Here is a 15,553-nt window from a genome sequence, read left to right on the forward strand (position 1 = left end):
AGATTGTTTAAGAAAAATAAAGACATTCTTAATATTGCATTGCCAGCTATGGGTGAAAACTTTTTGCAGATGCTCATGGGAATGGTGGACAGTTATTTGGTCGCTCACTTGGGCTTAATCGCCATTTCAGGTGTTTCAGTTGCTGGCAATATTATCACCATTTATCAGGCGATTTTTATCGCTCTAGGAGCTGCTATTTCCAGCGTTATTTCAAAAAGTTTGGGGCAGAAAGATCAGTCCAAGTTGGCTTATCACGTGACAGAGGCTCTCAAGATAACCCTATTGCTGAGTGCACTTTTAGGCGCCTTATCGCTCTTTGCTGGGCAAGAGATGATAGGGCTCTTGGGAACTGAGCAGGATGTGGCCGAGAGTGGTGGGCTCTACCTATCTTTGGTGGGTGGATCGATTGTTCTCTTGGGCTTGATGACGAGTCTAGGTGCCTTGATTCGTGCAACGCATAATCCGCGTCTACCTCTCTATGTTAGTCTTTTATCCAATGCCTTGAATATTCTTTTTTCAAGTCTAGCTATTTTTGTCCTTGATATGGGGATAGCTGGTGTTGCTTGGGGGACTATCTTGTCTCGCTTAGTCGGTCTTGTGATTTTGTGGTCGCAATTAAAGCTTCCTTTTGAGAAACCGACTTTTGGACTCGATAAAGACTTACTGACCTTGGCATTGCCAGCAGCAGGAGAACGTCTCATGATGCGGGCTGGAGATGTAGTGATCATTGCCTTGGTTGTTTCTTTTGGGACGGAGGCAGTAGCGGGGAATGCAGTCGGAGAAGTCTTGACCCAGTTTAACTATATGCCTGCCTTTGGCGTCGCTACGGCGACGGTCATGCAGGTAGCTCGAGCAGTTGGAGAGGATAACTGGGAAAGAGTAGATGATTTGAGCAAGCAAACCTTTTGGCTTTCCCTGCTTCTTATGTTGCCCTTAACACTCAGTATCTATGCCTTGGGGACACCATTGACTCATCTCTATACGACCGATCCTGTAGCGGTCGAAGCGAGCGTTTTGGTGGCACTGTTCTCCCTACTAGGAACCCCCATGGCGACAGGGACAGTTATATATACGGCAGTTTGGCAGGGATTGGGAAATGCTCGCCTCCCCTTTTATGCGACAAGTATTGGGATGTGGTGTATCCGAATTGGCACAGCTTATCTGATGGGTATTGTTCTTGGTTGGGGCTTACCTGGTATTTGGACAGGGACTCTCTTGGATAATGGTTTCCGTTGGTTATTTCTACATTACCGTTACCAGCGTTATATGAGCTTGAAAGGATAGGAGATGCAAAAAACAGCTTTTATTTGGGATTTAGACGGGACTTTATTGGACTCTTACGAAGCGATTTTGTCAGGGATTGAGGAGACCTTTGCTCAGTTTTCTATTCCTTATGATAAGGAAAAAGTGAGAGAGTTTATCCTCAGGTACTCTGTGCAGGATTTGCTGGAGCAGGTGGCAGAAGAGAGAAACCTGGATGCGGAAGTGCTCAATCAGGTGCGCGCCCAAAGTCTGGCTGAGAAAAATGCCCAGGTAATTTTGATGCCAGGTGCGGGTGAAGTGCTAGCTTGGGCAGACCAAGCAGGGATTCAGCAGTTTGTCTATACTCATAAGGGAGACAATGCGCTTACTATTTTAAGAGACTTGGGGTTAGAGTTCTATTTCACAGAAATTTTAACTAATCAGAGTGGTTTTGCACGCAAGCCCAGTCCAGAAGCGGCGACATATCTGCTAGACAAATATGAGTTGGATCCTAGGACTACCTATTATCTAGGGGACCGGACTTTGGATGTGAAATTTGCCCAGAATAGCGGTATTCAAAGCATTAACTTTTTAGAGTCAACTTATGAAGGGAATCAGAGGATTCAAGCATTGGCAGATATTCCCTACATTTTTGAGGATGAGCAATAAAAAGATTGTGTCAGTTTTATGACAGAAGGCTAACAAACTATTTCAACTGATCTAGTTTGTTACAAGGAATAGACAGTTCTGTTAAATAGGCCCGAGAGGGCTTTTTTTCTGTTTTTTTTGTGTTATGATAGACAGGTACTCATTTGAAAGGAATATGAACGAATGAAGAAAAGAATTATTTTAGCCTCAACAGTAGCCCTGTCTCTTGCTCCCGCATTAGGAGCTAAAGCTCAAGAAATCTCTTGGACAGCACGTAGCGTTGAGCAAATCCAAAATGATGTGACGAAAAACGAGAACAAAAACAGCTATACAGTTCAGTATGGTGATACCCTGAGCACGATTGCAGAAGCTTTGGGAGTAGATGTAACCGTTCTTGCTAATTTGAACAAAATCACTAATATGGACTTGATTTTCCCAGATACTGTCCTCACTACAACTGTCAATGAGGAAGAAGAGGTGACGGAAGTTGAAATCCAAACTCCTCAAGCGGATTCTAGTGAAGAAGTGACGACTGCGACAGCTGATTTGACGACGAATCAAGTGACAGTTGATGAACAAACAGTTCAAGTAGAAGATCTTTCTCAACCAATTGAGGATGCTCCAACTGTAACAGAGACTGAAAAACCAACAGAAGTAGCGCCAAATTCAGAAGTTTCTGAGACAGCGACAGTTGCTGAAGAGACACCATCTACAGAAACACCTGTAGCAGCAGAAACAACTAGTCCAGTTGAAGAAGAAGCTCCTCAAGCAGCGACTCCAGCTACTGAAGAAACGGCAGCAACAACTCCAGCAGAAGCACCAGTAGCAGCTGCTCCAGCAACTGAAACACCTGCTGATACAACAGGAACAAGTGCAACAGAAGAAGCAGCATCAACAGCAACTTCTGACACTGCAACTTCGACTTATCAAGCAGAGCAAAGCCAAACTCCTTCAAGAACGTATGCTGCTCCAGCGGCTCCTGACTATGCAGGACTTGCTGTAGCTAAGTCTGAGAATGCTGGTCTTCAACCACAAACGGCGGCCTTTAAAGAAGAAGTAGCCAACTTGTTTGGAATTACATCTTTTAGTGGCTACCGTCCTGGTGACAGTGGGGACCATGGTAAAGGTTTGGCCATCGACTTTATGGTTCCAGTGAGTTCAGCACTCGGAGATCAAATTGCAGAATATGCAGTCAAAAATATGGCTAGCCGTGGTATCAACTATATCATTTGGAAACAACGTTTCTACGCTCCATACGATAGTAAATATGGACCAGCCTATACGTGGAATCCAATGCCAGACCGTGGTAGCGTAACCGAAAATCACTATGACCACGTTCACGTTTCAATGAACTAATCATTAAAATGGAAGTTGGGAACTGATTGAGTTCCCGCTTCTTTTTTTGTGTCATTCCTTCAGGATAAAAGGGATAAATATGAGGAAGTGAGTAATATTTCAAGAGAATGTAAGCATATTACTTGATTTATTTTTTGGATTACATTATACTTGATAAGTCAATCGTTGATAAATCAACTTTAAAGGAGAAAGATTTATGGTAGCAATCCAAGATTTACTGTATCAGCTACGGTTGGCAGATCAGTCTATGACACAACTATTCGAACGACAATTGGGAATTAGTCTGACTCGTTATCAAATCTTATGTTTCTTAGTCGATCAGTCACCATGTAATCAAATTGCGGTTCAGGAGCGTTTGAAGATTGATCAGGCTGCCTTGACACGGCACTTTAAAATTCTGGAAAAAGAAGGTTTGGTTAAGCGACATCGGAATCCTGAAAACCAGAGGGAGGTTTTGGTGGAAGTGACAGACTTTGCGAGAGAGCAACTCGTAACCAACTCTCCCCAACAACATATAAAGGTAAAGAGTCAGATGGAAAGTGTACTTACAAAAGGAGAGCGAGAAGAGTTCAGTCGCTTGTTAGAAAAGTTGCAATCTGGCTTAGAAGAGATAGAGATTTAAGGAGAAGAATATGTCTATTTTTACAATTGTTTTAGCAACTATCGTTGCTTTGGAGCATTTTTACATTTTTTATTTGGAAAGTGTGGCTACGCAATCAGATACTACTAGTCGAGTGTTTAATGTGGATAAGGAAGAACTGGCTCGTCCTTCAGTGAGTTCATTATTTAAAAATCAAGGAATTTATAATGCTTTGATAGGTGTGTTTCTCTTGTACGGGATTTATTTCTCACAAAGTTTGGAAATTGTGACCATCTTTGTTTTATTTGTGCTTGGTGCAGTGACCTACGGTTCTCTGACAGCAGACAAGAAGATTATTCTGAAGCAAGGTGGGCCTGCTATTTTGACTCTGCTGAGTATTTTGCTTTTTAAATTAGAAAACCAGCGTCCTGAACGATGCTGGTTTTTGTATGCTCTTATCCATTTCGACGTTTACGGGCTAGTAGGGCTCTGTAAAAGAAGATATGATTGTTCTGGATATAGGGAAGGATTGAAAAACTAGCAATTCCAAAAGTGAGCCAGTTGAGGAAGTACCAAGGGAGTAGTTGTAGGTCGAGGACAAAGCACTGGAATTTGTAACCCTTCATCAAGAAACGGCTGGTTTTCAGGATTTGACGGGGTTTAGCCTGTCCTAAATCTAGAGTATCGCAGAGGAGAAATTCTACCTGCGAGTAGGCATAATGTTGCGGAACGTAGAGGGTGTTCCCTACAATCATCAAGATGAGACTCGCGAAAAAGTAGAGGCCAAAGGTCAGAAGGAATTGCTCGGTTTCAACGGATGAGAGGTCTAATTTTGGAAATTCAGGATGTAGGGCGACAAATCTCCGAGCCAAGAGATTGCTATAAAAGAGAAAATAAACGCCTACTAAGTTTGGAATGCTCCATAAAAAGAGGTAGAAACGTTTGAGGAGCAGAGTTAGGAAGGTTTGCGAGAAGCGCTCTTCAGCAAAGAGGGCCAGGCTTGATTTTACTGAGAGTTCTGTATCAGGATCCTTGAGGAGTCGGAGTGTCGCAAAAGCAGCACCTGCTAGAAAAATCGTGCTCACAAAAGAAACCACTAGTGGGAAGAGATAGGCTTGGAGCACTTGTGCCAGCATGCTGAAAAAGGATTGCTCTAAAACACTGTCTTGGAGACGAGCCAAGGGGTTGAGAAAGCCTGATAAGATGACCAGCATGCTAGGTAAGAGATAGACCAGAAAGAGGCGGGGATTTTCAGCCTGAAACTGCCTCGTCTGCAGACGAATAGTTTTTAAATCAATTTTTGGGTATTTCATTCTCTCATTATACCATAGTTCGTGACAGTTCCTGGTTTTTTTGATAAAATCATACAGTATGCCTTTGGGCACAAAGTATGAACTGGGACTGTCTTTCCCAGCTTCGGAGGTAGAAAATGTCAGATTCACCAATCAAATACCGTTTGATTAAGAAAGAAAAACACACGGGAGCTCGTCTGGGAGAAATTATCACCCCGCACGGTACCTTTCCAACGCCTATGTTTATGCCAGTTGGGACCCAAGCTACTGTAAAAACCCAGTCACCAGAGGAGTTGAAGGAGATGGGATCAGGGATTATCCTCTCTAATACCTATCATCTGTGGCTTCGTCCTGGAGATGAACTCATCGCACGCGCAGGTGGTCTCCACAAATTTATGAACTGGGACCAACCAATCTTGACAGATAGTGGTGGCTTCCAGGTTTATTCCCTAGCAGATAGCCGCAATATCACCGAAGAAGGAGTAACCTTTAAAAACCATCTCAATGGCTCCAAGATGTTCCTATCACCAGAGAAAGCCATCTCTATTCAGAACAATCTGGGCTCAGACATCATGATGTCTTTTGATGAATGTCCTCAGTTTTACCAACCTTATGACTACGTTAAGAAATCAATCGAGCGTACTAGCCGTTGGGCTGAGCGTGGTTTGAAGGCTCACCGTCGCCCACATGACCAAGGTTTGTTTGGAATTGTACAGGGGGCAGGATTTGAAGACCTTCGCCGTCAGTCAGCTCATGACCTTGTCAGCATGGCCTTCCCTGGCTACTCTATCGGTGGTTTGGCAGTGGGAGAAACGCACGAAGAAATGAATGCCGTCTTGGACTTTACAACCCAACTTCTTCCTGAAAACAAACCTCGCTATTTGATGGGAGTGGGAGCGCCAGATAGCTTGATTGATGGGGTTATTCGTGGTGTGGATATGTTTGACTGTGTCTTGCCGACTCGTATCGCTCGTAATGGAACTTGTATGACTAGTCAGGGACGTTTGGTTGTCAAAAATGCCCAATTCGCTGAAGACTTTACGCCACTGGATCCTGAGTGTGATTGCTACACATGTAAGAACTACACACGCGCCTACCTTCGTCATTTGCTCAAGGCTGATGAAACCTTTGGTATCCGCTTGACTAGCTACCACAATCTCTACTTCTTGCTCAATCTGATGAAGCAAGTCCGCCAAGCCATCATGGATGACAATCTCTTGGAATTTCGTGAGTATTTTGTAGAAAAATATGGCTACAACAAGTCAGGGCGCAATTTCTAAAGTGTAAAAATAGAATGCCAAAATCCTAAGTTTTCTCTTAGGATTTTTCCTATTTTTTTGATAGAATAGGGAGTATAATGGAATGGAAATTAGGTGGTGTTTTACTTCCTAATTTAATGGAGAATAGACTCGTATGCGTATTAAATGGTTTTCCTTGATTAGGATTACAGGTTTACTTTTGGTGCTTTTGTACCACTTCTTTCAAACGATCTTTCCTGGAGGTTTCTTTGGGGTAGATGTCTTTTTCACTTTTTCAGGATTTTTGATCACTTCCCTCCTTTTAGAAGAATTTGGGAAGGCACGCCAGATTGATTTGCTGAGCTTTTTTAAGAGACGGTTTTACCGCATCGTGCCACCTGTGGTGCTGATGGTTTTGGTGACCATGCCTTTTACTTTCTTGGTTCGTCAAGACTATGTTGCTGGAATTGGTGGCCAGATAGCTGGAGTTCTCGGTTTTATGACCAACTTCTACGAAATGTTAACAGGGGGAAGTTATGAATCCCAGTTCATTCCGCATCTCTTTGTTCACAACTGGAGCCTAGCTGTTGAGGTTCACTACTATATCCTTTGGGGCTTAGCGGTTTGGTTTTTATCGAAACGTTCAAAATCTAGTAGTCAATTGAGAGGGATGGTCTTTCTCCTTTCTGCTGGAGCTTTTATCATTAGCTTTTTCTCCATGTTTATTGGTAGTCTAATGGCGAGTTCCTATTCATCTGTCTACTTTTCAAGTTTGACCCATGTCTATCCCTTCTTTTTAGGAAGCAATTTGGCGACGGTTGTGGGGGTTCGTCAGACGAGCGATTTAGTCAAGCAGTTTGACCGGACATGGGATATTCGTCAGAATCTACTGGTATTTGCTGCTGGGCTTTTGGTGTTAGTGCTCTTGACCTTCTTTGTCAAGTTCACCTACCTGTTTGCGTACTTATTTGGCTTCTTGCTAGCAAGTTTAGCGGCAGTGACCATGATTTTTGCTGCGCGTGTCTTGCATGAGAAAACGCCTGAGATACAAGAACCTCGGATCATTACATTTTTAGCGGATACTAGCTACGCGGTTTATCTTTTCCACTGGCCTTTTTATATTATCTTTTCTCAGCTGATGAGTAATCTGCCTGCTGTTATTCTGACAATCATCTTTTCTTATTTCTTTGCTATCCTATCCTTCTATATTATTGAGCCGTTGATTGCCGGTAAATCCAATCCTTTAATACGGAAGATTAGTCGATTGCCTCATATTAAACCAATTAGTGCTGCTGGTGCTGGCATTCTTACCTTGATTACCTTGATTATCATAGCTGTGGCTCCTCAAGTTGGAGCTTTTGAGACAGACTTGATGGTCAATGGTTTCAAACAAGCCCAGACCAATATAGGACAAACAAAGACTCTTGCTGAACAAGCTGAACTGAGTCGTCTAGGAATTTCTGAGGGAACAAGCCTGATAGGAGATTCGGTAGCCTTGCGTGCCAATACAGCCTTACAAGAGGCACTTCCTGAAGCAAATATCAATGCTCAGGTTAGTCGAACGACCAAGCAAGCCAATGACATTATGCTCAATAACAGTCAGAACAAGGCGCTGCTAAAAACTGTTGTCATTGCAACGGGAGTCAATAATCCTGAAGGCTATAAGAATGACTTGGACAGCATCGTGAACAATCTACCGAAAGGACACCATCTGATACTGGTGACACCTTATGAGGGAGATAAGAGTAAGGACACTTACACATCAGTGGAGCAGTATGCGGCTTATGCGCGGGAATTAGCTGAAAAGAATCCTTACGTGAGCATCGCTGACTGGAATAAGGTCGCTAAGGAACACCCTGAAATCTGGGCTGGAACCGACCAAGTCCACTTTGGGAATGATAGCAACATGATTGAAGAAGGTGCTAAACTTTACGCAGAGACGATTGCAGCTGCTGTTAAGGCTGCTCAAGAACTGCCTGTAAAATCAAAATAAGATCAAAGAGTTGGAGAAATCCAGCTCTTTTAAAATATCCACGAAAAATAGGTCTATACCATTTACAAATGAAAAAGAAAGGTTTATAATGTAATTGACATAATAAATTCTAGAATCAATCTATCAAGGAGGTTATCATTATGCCTAATTATATTAAAGCGGATCAGTTTTTCTACCCACACGGAGTTCGTCGTGGCGGTTACTTGGAACTTGTGGATGGCAAGTTTGGTAAACATGTAGAACAGATTCCTGAAGGAGCTGAGGTGATTGACTATACCGGTTATAGCATTGCCCCAGGACTTGTGGATACCCATATTCATGGATTTGGTGGTGTCGATGTCATGGATAATAACATCGAAGGAACCCTTCATACTATGAGTGAAGGATTGCTTAGCACAGGTGTTACTAGCTTCTTGCCAACGACGTTGACTTCTTCTTACGAGCAGTTGCTTGCGGTAACTGAAAATATCGGTGCTCGTTACCAGGAAGCAAGTGGAGCCAAGATTCGTGGAATCTATTTTGAAGGGCCTTATTTCACAGAGAAATACAAGGGAGCTCAAAACCCTGCTTACATGAAAGATCCTCGTATGGATGAGTTTCGTGCTTGGCAAAAAGCAGCTAATGGCCTGCTCAATAAAATTGCCCTTGCGCCAGAACGTGAAGGTGTAGAAGACTTTGTTCGTACAATTACGGGTGAAGGAGTGACTGTTGCTCTTGGACACTCAAATGCGACTTTTGATGAAGCTAAAAAAGCAGTGGATGCTGGAGCAAGCGTTTGGGTACATGCCTACAATGGAATGCGTGGGTTGACTCACCGTGAGCTCGGTATGGTGGGAGCCATGTATGAGTTGCCACATACCTATGCAGAGTTGATCTGTGACGGTCACCATGTGGATCCAAAGGCCTGTGATATCTTGCTCAAACAAAAGGGAACTGAAAATATCGCCCTTATCACAGACTGTATGACAGCTGGTGGCTTGGAAGATGGCGACTACATGTTGGGAGAATTCCCAGTAGTAGTTGCTAATGGAACTGCTCGCCTCAAATCTACAGGCAATTTGGCAGGTTCTATCCTTAAACTCAAAGATGGTTTGAAGAATGTGGTCGAATGGGGCATTGCGAATCCGCATGAAGCAGTCATGATGGCCAGCCTCAACCCAGCAAAATCTGTTCACATCGATGATGTCTGTGGTCAAATCCGTGAAGGTTATGATGCCGACTTTATCGTACTGGATAAAGATTTGGAATTGGTAGCAACCTACCTAGATGGTGTGAAACGTTATCAAGCCTAAGATGATAAAAATAGGGGTCAATAAAGGACTCCTATTTTTATTATCAGATGAAAATAATAGGATTAAAGAAATTGCTAATGGGGGAAACAAGCAAAATCCTTTTCTTGTAATAAAAAATTAGATATAATATACGATACAAAGGAAGTAGTAAGAATGTATCGTGTTATAGAAATGTATGGGGATTTTGAACCGTGGTGGTTCATAGAAGGTTGGGAAGAAGATGTCATCATGAGTCAATCTTTTGACAAGTATTATGATGCTCTAAAATATTATAAATCATGCTGGTTTGAGCTGGAAAAGAAGAATCCTCTTTATAAAAGTCGGAGTGATTTGATGACTATTTTTTGGGATCCTGCCGACCAACGCTGGTGTGATGAGTGCGATGAGTATTTGCAGCAGTACCATTCTTTGGCACTTTTACAGGATGAGCAAGTCATCCCCGATGAAAAGCTACGTCCAGGCTACGAAAAACAAACAGGTCAAGAAAAACACCGTTCTTGCCGCATGAAATGGAGATAAAAAAGTAACTTTTTAAGTTGCTTTTTTTATTTTTTTGCGAATAGTTAGATAAGGAGGGCGGTATGGTACAAGAAATTGCACAGAAAATTATTGCTACTGCGAAAGAAAAGAAGGCTCAGGATATCTATTTCATTCCCAAGGAAAAGTCCTACGAGCTTCACATGCGGGTTGGAGACGAACGGTGTCTAGTTGACTCCTATGAGTTTGATGTTTTAGCTGCTGTGATTAGTCATTTTAAGTTTGTGGCAGGTATGAACGTAGGAGAGAAGAGACGTAGTCAGCTGGGCTCTTGCGACTATCAGCATGGGGAGAAGCTGTCTTCTCTGCGTTTGTCTACCGTGGGAGATTATCGGGGACATGAGAGTTTGGTCATTCGTTTGTTGCACGATGAGGAGCAGGACCTGCATTTCTGGTTTCAGGATATGAACGAACTGGGCGAGCAGTACAGGCAACGGGGCCTCTACCTTTTTGCGGGTCCGGTCGGCAGTGGCAAGACGACTCTGATGCACGAATTGGCAAAATCCCTTTTTAAGGGACAACAAGTTATGTCTATCGAAGACCCAGTAGAAATCAAGCAGGAAGACATGCTCCAGTTGCAGTTGAATGAGGCGATTGGCTTGACCTATGAAAATCTCATCAAACTGTCTCTCCGGCATCGTCCTGACCTCTTGATTATTGGTGAAATTCGGGATAGCGAGACGGCCCGTGCAGTGGTCAGAGCCAGTTTGACAGGGGCGACAGTCTTTTCAACCATTCATGCCAAGAGTATCCGAGGTGTTTATGAACGCCTTCTGGAGTTGGGTGTGACGGAGGAGGAACTAGCAGTTGTTCTGCAAGGCGTCTGCTACCAGAGATTAATCGGGGGAGGAGGAATCGTTGACTTTGCAAACAAAGACTATCAAGAACACCAGCCAACTAGCTGGAATGAGCAGATTGATCAGCTTCTTAAAGATGGACATATCACAAGTCTTCAGGCTGAAACGGAAAAAATTAGCTACAGCTAAGCAGAAGAAAATCATCACCTTGTTTAACAACCTCTTCTCCAGTGGCTTTCATTTGGTGGAAATTATTTCTTTTTTGGGCAGAAGTGCCCTGCTGGAAAAGGACTATGTGGCCCAGATGCACCAAGGTTTGTCTCAGGGGAAATCCTTTTCAGAAATGATGGAAAGTTTGGGTTTTTCAAGTGCCATTGTGACCCAATTATCTCTAGCTGAAGTTCATGGAAATCTCCACCTGAGTTTGGCAAAGATAGAAGAATATCTGGATAATTTGTCCAAGGTCAAGAAGAAGTTAATCGAAGTGGCGACCTATCCCCTGATTTTGCTGGGATTTCTCCTGCTAATCATGCTGGGGTTGAGAAACTATCTACTTCCCCAACTGGACAGTAGCAATATTGCCACTCAAATCATCGGCAATCTGCCACAAATATTTCTGGGACTAGTGCTGGTTTGCTCTCTATCTTTACTTTTAGCCCTCACTTTCTACAAAAGAAGTTCCAAGATGCGGGTTTTCTCGATGTTGGCACGGGTTCCCTTTCTAGGAATCTTTGTCCAGACCTATCTGACAGCTTATTATGCGCGTGAATGGGGCAATATGATTTCACAGGGGATGGAGCTGACGCAGATTTTTCAGATCATGCAGGAACTGGGTTCTCAGCTCTTTAAAGAAATCGGTCAAGATTTGGCTCAAGCCCTGCAAAATGGCCGCGAATTTTCTCAAACCATAGCGACCTATCCTTTCTTTAAAAAGGAGTTGAGTCTCATCATCGAGTATGGGGAAGTCAAGTCCAAGCTGGGGAGTGAGTTGGAAATCTATGCTGAAAAAACTTGGGAAGCCTTTTTTACCCGAGTTAATCGTACCATGAATCTGGTACAGCCACTGGTTTTTATCTTTGTGGCCCTGATTATCGTTTTACTTTATGCGGCAATGCTTATGCCCATGTATCAAAATATGGAGGTAAATTTTTAAAATGAAAAAACTCATGACAAATTTAAAAAAAGCCAAGGTTAAAGCTTTCACGTTGGTAGAAATGTTGGTGGTTTTGCTTATCATCAGTGTTCTTCTCTTGCTCTTTGTGCCCAATTTGACCAAGCAAAAGGATGCCGTAGATGATAAAGGAAAAGCTGCTGTTGTCAAGGTCGTAGAAAGCCAGGCAGAGCTCTATAGTCTGGACAAGAATGAAGATGCTAGCCTTAGCAAATTACAAGCGGACGGTCGTATCACAGCAGAGCAAGCCAAAGCTTATAAAGACTACCATGCAAAACAAAAAACCAGTCAAACTGTTGCAGATTAAGGCCTTTACTATACTGGAAAGTCTCTTAGTTTTGGGACTTGTGAGTATCCTTGGTTTAGGCTTGTCTGGCTCTGTCCAGTCCAGTTTTGCAGCGGTAGAGGAGCAGATTTTCTTTATGGAGTTTGAAGAACTCTATCGGGAAACGCAAAAACGCAGTGTAGCCAGTCAGCAAAAGACCAGTCTGAACTTAGATGGACAGACGATCAGTAACGGCAGTCAAAACTTGACCGTTCCTAAAGGGATTCAGGCACCATCAGGACAAAGCATTATATTTGACCGAGCTGGGGGCAATTCGTCCCTGGCTAAGGTTGAATTTCAGACCAGCAAAGGAGCGATTCGCTATCAATTATATCTAGGAAATGGAAAAATTAAACGCATTAAGGAAACAAAAAATTAAGGCAGTGATTTTACTGGAAGCGGTAGTTGCTCTAGCCGTTTTTGCCAGCATTGCGACCCTTCTTTTGGGACAAATCCAGAAAAATAGGCAGGAAGAGGCAGAAATCTTGCAAAAGGAAGAAGTCTTACGTGTAGCTAAGATGGCTCTGCAGACAGGTCAAAATCAGGTAAACATAAATGGAGTGGAGATTCAGGTGTTTGCTAGTGAAAAGGGATTGGAGGTCTACCATGGTTCAGAGAAGTTGCTGTATCTTAAAGAGCAGTAAGGTAAGAGCGTTCACTCTATTAGAATCTCTGATTGCCCTTATCGTCATTAGCGGAGGCTTGCTCCTTTTTCAAGCTATGAGTCAGCTCCTCATTTCAGAAGTTCGTTACCAGCAGCAAAGCGAGCAAAAAGAGTGGCTCTTGTTTGTGGATCAACTGGAGGCAGAGTTAGATCGTTCGCAGTTTGAAAAGGTGGAAGCCAATCACCTCTATGTGAAGCAAGATGGCAAGGATATCGCTATGGGCAAGTCCAAATCAGATGATTTTCGGAAAACCGATAGCAGCGGACGGGGCTACCAACCTATGGTTTATGGACTTAAATCAGCACAAATTACAGAGGAAAATCAATTGGTTCGCTTCCGTTTCCAGTTTCAAAAAGGCTTAGAAAGGGAGTTCATCTATCGTGTGGAAAAAACAAAAAGTTAAGGCAGGCGTTCTTTTATATGCAGTCACCATGGCAGCTATTTTTAGCCTTTTGTTGCAGTTTTATTTAAATCGGCAAGTCGCCCATCACAAAGACTTTGCCCTAAACAAAGAAAAGTTGGCAGCTTTTGCCATGGCCAAGCGAAGTAAGGATAAGGCTGAGCAAGAAAGTGGGGAACGAGTCTTTAACCTAGGAAAAGTCAGGTATCAAAATACGAAAACAGGTTTTGCAACAAGTGTTCGTATGAATAAGGGCAACTATGAATTTCTCTTTTCTCCGATGAAAACCCAAGAAAAGAAAACAGCTAAAAAGGAAGAGGTAGCGACTGATTCAAGCAATCAAGCAGGGAAGAAAAGCCTGAAAAGAAAGATAATTCCTAGTCAATTCAACTACTTTGTGCTAAACTAAAAACATGAAACACGATTTTAACCACAAAGCAGAAACCTTTGATTCCCCTAAAAATATCTTCCTTGCAAATTTGGTTTGTCAAGCAGTCGAGAAACAGATTGCTCTTTTATCAGACAAAGAAATACTGGACTTTGGTGGTGGGACGGGTCTATTAGCTTTGCCCCTGGCTCAGCAGGCTAAGTCTGTCACTCTTGTAGACATCTCTGAGAGAATGCTGGAGCAAGCTCGTTTGAAAGCAGATCAGCAAGAAATCAAGAATATCCAGTTTTTGGAGCAGGATTTACTAGTAAATCCCTTGGAGCAGCAATTTGACCTGATTGTTGTCAGTCGGGTTCTTCATCATATGCCTGATATAGATGCGACTCTTGCCATGTTTCACCATCACCTTAGGGAGAATGGACAGGTCTTCATTGCTGATTTTACTAAGATAGAGCCTAACCATCATGGTTTTGATTTAGCTGAACTGGAAACCAAGCTCGCTCAGAATGGTTTTTCAAGCATTGGCAGTCAGATCCTCTATAGTGCAGAAGATCTTTTCCTCGGAAATTACGCAGAACTCTTTTTAACAGTAGCCCAAAAATCACTCGCTGACTAAAGCAGTGATTTTTTCTCTTCAGATGGAAAAAAGGAGGGAAATTTGATAAGATAGTAATATGGATTTTGAAAAAATTGAACAAGCTTATACGTATTTACTAGAGAATGTCCAAGTCATCCAAAGTGATTTGGCGACCAACTTTTATGATGCCTTAGTGGAGCAAAACAGCATCTATCTGGATGGTGAAACTGAGCTAGAGCAGGTCAAAGACAACAATCAAGCCCTTAAGCGTTTAGCACTTCGCAAGGAAGAGTGGCTCAAGACCTACCAGTTTCTCTTGATGAAGGCAGGACAAACGGAACCTTTACAGGCCAATCACCAGTTTACACCAGATGCCATTGCCCTCCTCTTGGTACTTGTTGTAGAAGAGTTGTTTGAACAAGAGGAAATTAGCATCCTCGAAATAGGTTCTGGTATGGGGATTTTGGGGGCTACTTTCTTGACTTCTCTCGCTAAAAAAGTAGATTACTTGGGAGTCGAAGTGGATGATTTGCTGATTGATTTGGCAGCCAGTATGGCAGATGTGATTGGTTTGCAGGCTGGTTTTGTCCAAGGCGATGCCGTTCGTCCGCAAATGCTTAAAGAAAGCGACGTGGTCATTAGCGACTTGCCTGTTGGCTATTACCCAGAAGATGCCATCGCTTCGCGCTATCAAGTGGCTTCTAGTCAAGAGCATACCTATGCCCATCATTTGCTGATGGAGCAAGGGCTCAAGTACCTTAATTCAGATGGCTATGCTATTTTTCTAGCTCCGAGTGATTTATTGACCAGTCCTCAAAGTGACTTATTAAAAGGGTGGCTCAAAGACGAAGTGAGTCTGGCTGCTATCATCGCTCTGCCAGAGGATATTTTCTCAACTGCAAGCCAAGCTAAAAGTATTTTTGTCTTACAGAAGAAAAGAGACAAGGAAATAGAACCCTTTGTTTACCCTCTTACTAGCTTGCAAGATCCGTCAGTATTGTTGACCTTTAAAGAAAATTTTCAAAATTGGAGCAAAGGTACTGAAATATAAA

The 15,553-nt window shown here is 42.8% G+C and carries 18 protein-coding genes and 1 pseudogene; 18 read left to right on the forward strand and 1 reads right to left on the reverse strand.

Annotated features, from left to right (window positions below):
- Positions 1-3: 3 nt before the first annotated feature.
- The 5 genes and pseudogenes from A6J84_RS08555 to A6J84_RS08575 form a co-directional block, all read left to right on the forward strand.
- Positions 4-1,284: an MATE family efflux transporter gene (locus A6J84_RS08555; RefSeq protein WP_049501168.1), complete on the forward strand. Its 1,281-nt coding sequence runs from the start codon at positions 4-6 to the stop codon at positions 1,282-1,284.
- Positions 1,285-1,287: 3 nt separating this feature from the next.
- Positions 1,288-1,911: an HAD-IA family hydrolase gene (locus tag A6J84_RS08560; RefSeq protein WP_095726401.1), complete on the forward strand. Its 624-nt coding sequence runs from the start codon at positions 1,288-1,290 to the stop codon at positions 1,909-1,911.
- A gap of 162 nt (positions 1,912-2,073) precedes the next feature.
- Positions 2,074-3,246, forward strand: coding sequence for a LysM peptidoglycan-binding domain-containing protein (locus A6J84_RS08565; RefSeq protein WP_000746000.1), 1,173 nt, complete (start codon positions 2,074-2,076; stop codon positions 3,244-3,246).
- Between the two features lie 196 nt (positions 3,247-3,442).
- On the forward strand, positions 3,443-3,868 hold the full coding sequence (locus A6J84_RS08570; RefSeq protein ID WP_193756712.1) for a MarR family winged helix-turn-helix transcriptional regulator: 426 nt from the start codon (positions 3,443-3,445) through the stop codon (positions 3,866-3,868).
- A gap of 10 nt (positions 3,869-3,878) precedes the next feature.
- Positions 3,879-4,238, forward strand: a pseudogene (locus tag A6J84_RS08575) (DUF1304 domain-containing protein); the annotation flags it as partial.
- A 43-nt stretch (positions 4,239-4,281) separates the two neighbouring features.
- On the opposite strand, the gene A6J84_RS08580 reads toward A6J84_RS08575, so the two are convergent.
- Positions 4,282-5,139 carry a DUF975 family protein gene (locus A6J84_RS08580; protein WP_049490198.1) on the reverse strand — a complete coding sequence of 286 codons (858 nt, stop codon included), beginning with the start codon at positions 5,137-5,139 and terminating at the stop codon, positions 4,282-4,284.
- 116 nt (positions 5,140-5,255) lie between these two features.
- Between A6J84_RS08580 and tgt the strand changes: the two genes are divergently transcribed.
- From tgt to A6J84_RS08645, 13 genes are all read left to right on the forward strand, one after another.
- Positions 5,256-6,398, forward strand: a complete 1,143-nt coding sequence (tgt, locus tag A6J84_RS08585; RefSeq protein WP_084864427.1) for a tRNA guanosine(34) transglycosylase Tgt — start codon at positions 5,256-5,258, stop codon at positions 6,396-6,398.
- 133 nt (positions 6,399-6,531) lie between these two features.
- Positions 6,532-8,349 (forward strand): acyltransferase family protein, encoded by a 1,818-nt coding sequence (locus A6J84_RS08590; RefSeq protein ID WP_095726402.1) that lies wholly within the window; start codon positions 6,532-6,534, stop codon positions 8,347-8,349.
- Positions 8,350-8,489: 140 nt separating this feature from the next.
- The gene (nagA, locus tag A6J84_RS08595; protein ID WP_001134442.1) at positions 8,490-9,641 is read left to right on the forward strand and encodes an N-acetylglucosamine-6-phosphate deacetylase; all 1,152 of its coding nucleotides are present in this window, start codon (positions 8,490-8,492) and stop codon (positions 9,639-9,641) included.
- A gap of 153 nt (positions 9,642-9,794) precedes the next feature.
- Complete coding sequence (locus tag A6J84_RS08600; RefSeq protein WP_000286399.1) at positions 9,795-10,160, forward strand: DUF1033 family protein; 366 nt, start codon at positions 9,795-9,797, stop codon at positions 10,158-10,160.
- 62 nt (positions 10,161-10,222) lie between these two features.
- Positions 10,223-11,164: a competence type IV pilus ATPase ComGA gene (comGA, locus tag A6J84_RS08605; RefSeq protein ID WP_095726403.1), complete on the forward strand. Its 942-nt coding sequence runs from the start codon at positions 10,223-10,225 to the stop codon at positions 11,162-11,164.
- Positions 11,112-12,128: a competence type IV pilus assembly protein ComGB gene (comGB, locus tag A6J84_RS08610; protein WP_095726404.1), complete on the forward strand. Its 1,017-nt coding sequence runs from the start codon at positions 11,112-11,114 to the stop codon at positions 12,126-12,128. Before comGA ends, comGB begins: the two co-directional genes overlap by 53 nt.
- Position 12,129: 1 nt before the next feature.
- Positions 12,130-12,453, forward strand: a complete 324-nt coding sequence (comGC, locus tag A6J84_RS08615; RefSeq protein ID WP_000735800.1) for a competence type IV pilus major pilin ComGC — start codon at positions 12,130-12,132, stop codon at positions 12,451-12,453.
- Positions 12,416-12,850 carry a competence type IV pilus minor pilin ComGD gene (comGD, locus tag A6J84_RS08620; RefSeq protein WP_001180048.1) on the forward strand — a complete coding sequence of 145 codons (435 nt, stop codon included), beginning with the start codon at positions 12,416-12,418 and terminating at the stop codon, positions 12,848-12,850. Before comGC ends, comGD begins: the two co-directional genes overlap by 38 nt.
- Positions 12,813-13,115 carry a competence type IV pilus minor pilin ComGE gene (gene comGE / locus A6J84_RS08625; RefSeq protein ID WP_000413376.1) on the forward strand — a complete coding sequence of 101 codons (303 nt, stop codon included), beginning with the start codon at positions 12,813-12,815 and terminating at the stop codon, positions 13,113-13,115. The genes comGD and comGE overlap by 38 nt, the downstream gene beginning before the upstream one ends.
- A complete protein-coding gene (gene comGF, locus A6J84_RS08630; RefSeq protein ID WP_049478130.1) occupies positions 13,078-13,539 on the forward strand; it encodes a competence type IV pilus minor pilin ComGF in 462 nt (153 codons plus the stop codon). The genes comGE and comGF overlap by 38 nt, the downstream gene beginning before the upstream one ends.
- Positions 13,517-13,945 (forward strand): competence type IV pilus minor pilin ComGG, encoded by a 429-nt coding sequence (gene comGG, locus A6J84_RS08635; RefSeq protein WP_049478131.1) that lies wholly within the window; start codon positions 13,517-13,519, stop codon positions 13,943-13,945. The genes comGF and comGG overlap by 23 nt, the downstream gene beginning before the upstream one ends.
- A 4-nt stretch (positions 13,946-13,949) precedes the next feature.
- Complete coding sequence (locus A6J84_RS08640; RefSeq protein WP_049478132.1) at positions 13,950-14,540, forward strand: class I SAM-dependent methyltransferase; 591 nt, start codon at positions 13,950-13,952, stop codon at positions 14,538-14,540.
- A 58-nt stretch (positions 14,541-14,598) separates the two neighbouring features.
- Positions 14,599-15,552 (forward strand): class I SAM-dependent methyltransferase, encoded by a 954-nt coding sequence (locus A6J84_RS08645; protein WP_049478133.1) that lies wholly within the window; start codon positions 14,599-14,601, stop codon positions 15,550-15,552.
- Position 15,553: the final 1 nt, after the last annotated feature.

Source organism: Streptococcus sp. FDAARGOS_256 (genome assembly GCF_002289235.2).
Taxonomy (GTDB): domain Bacteria; phylum Bacillota; class Bacilli; order Lactobacillales; family Streptococcaceae; genus Streptococcus.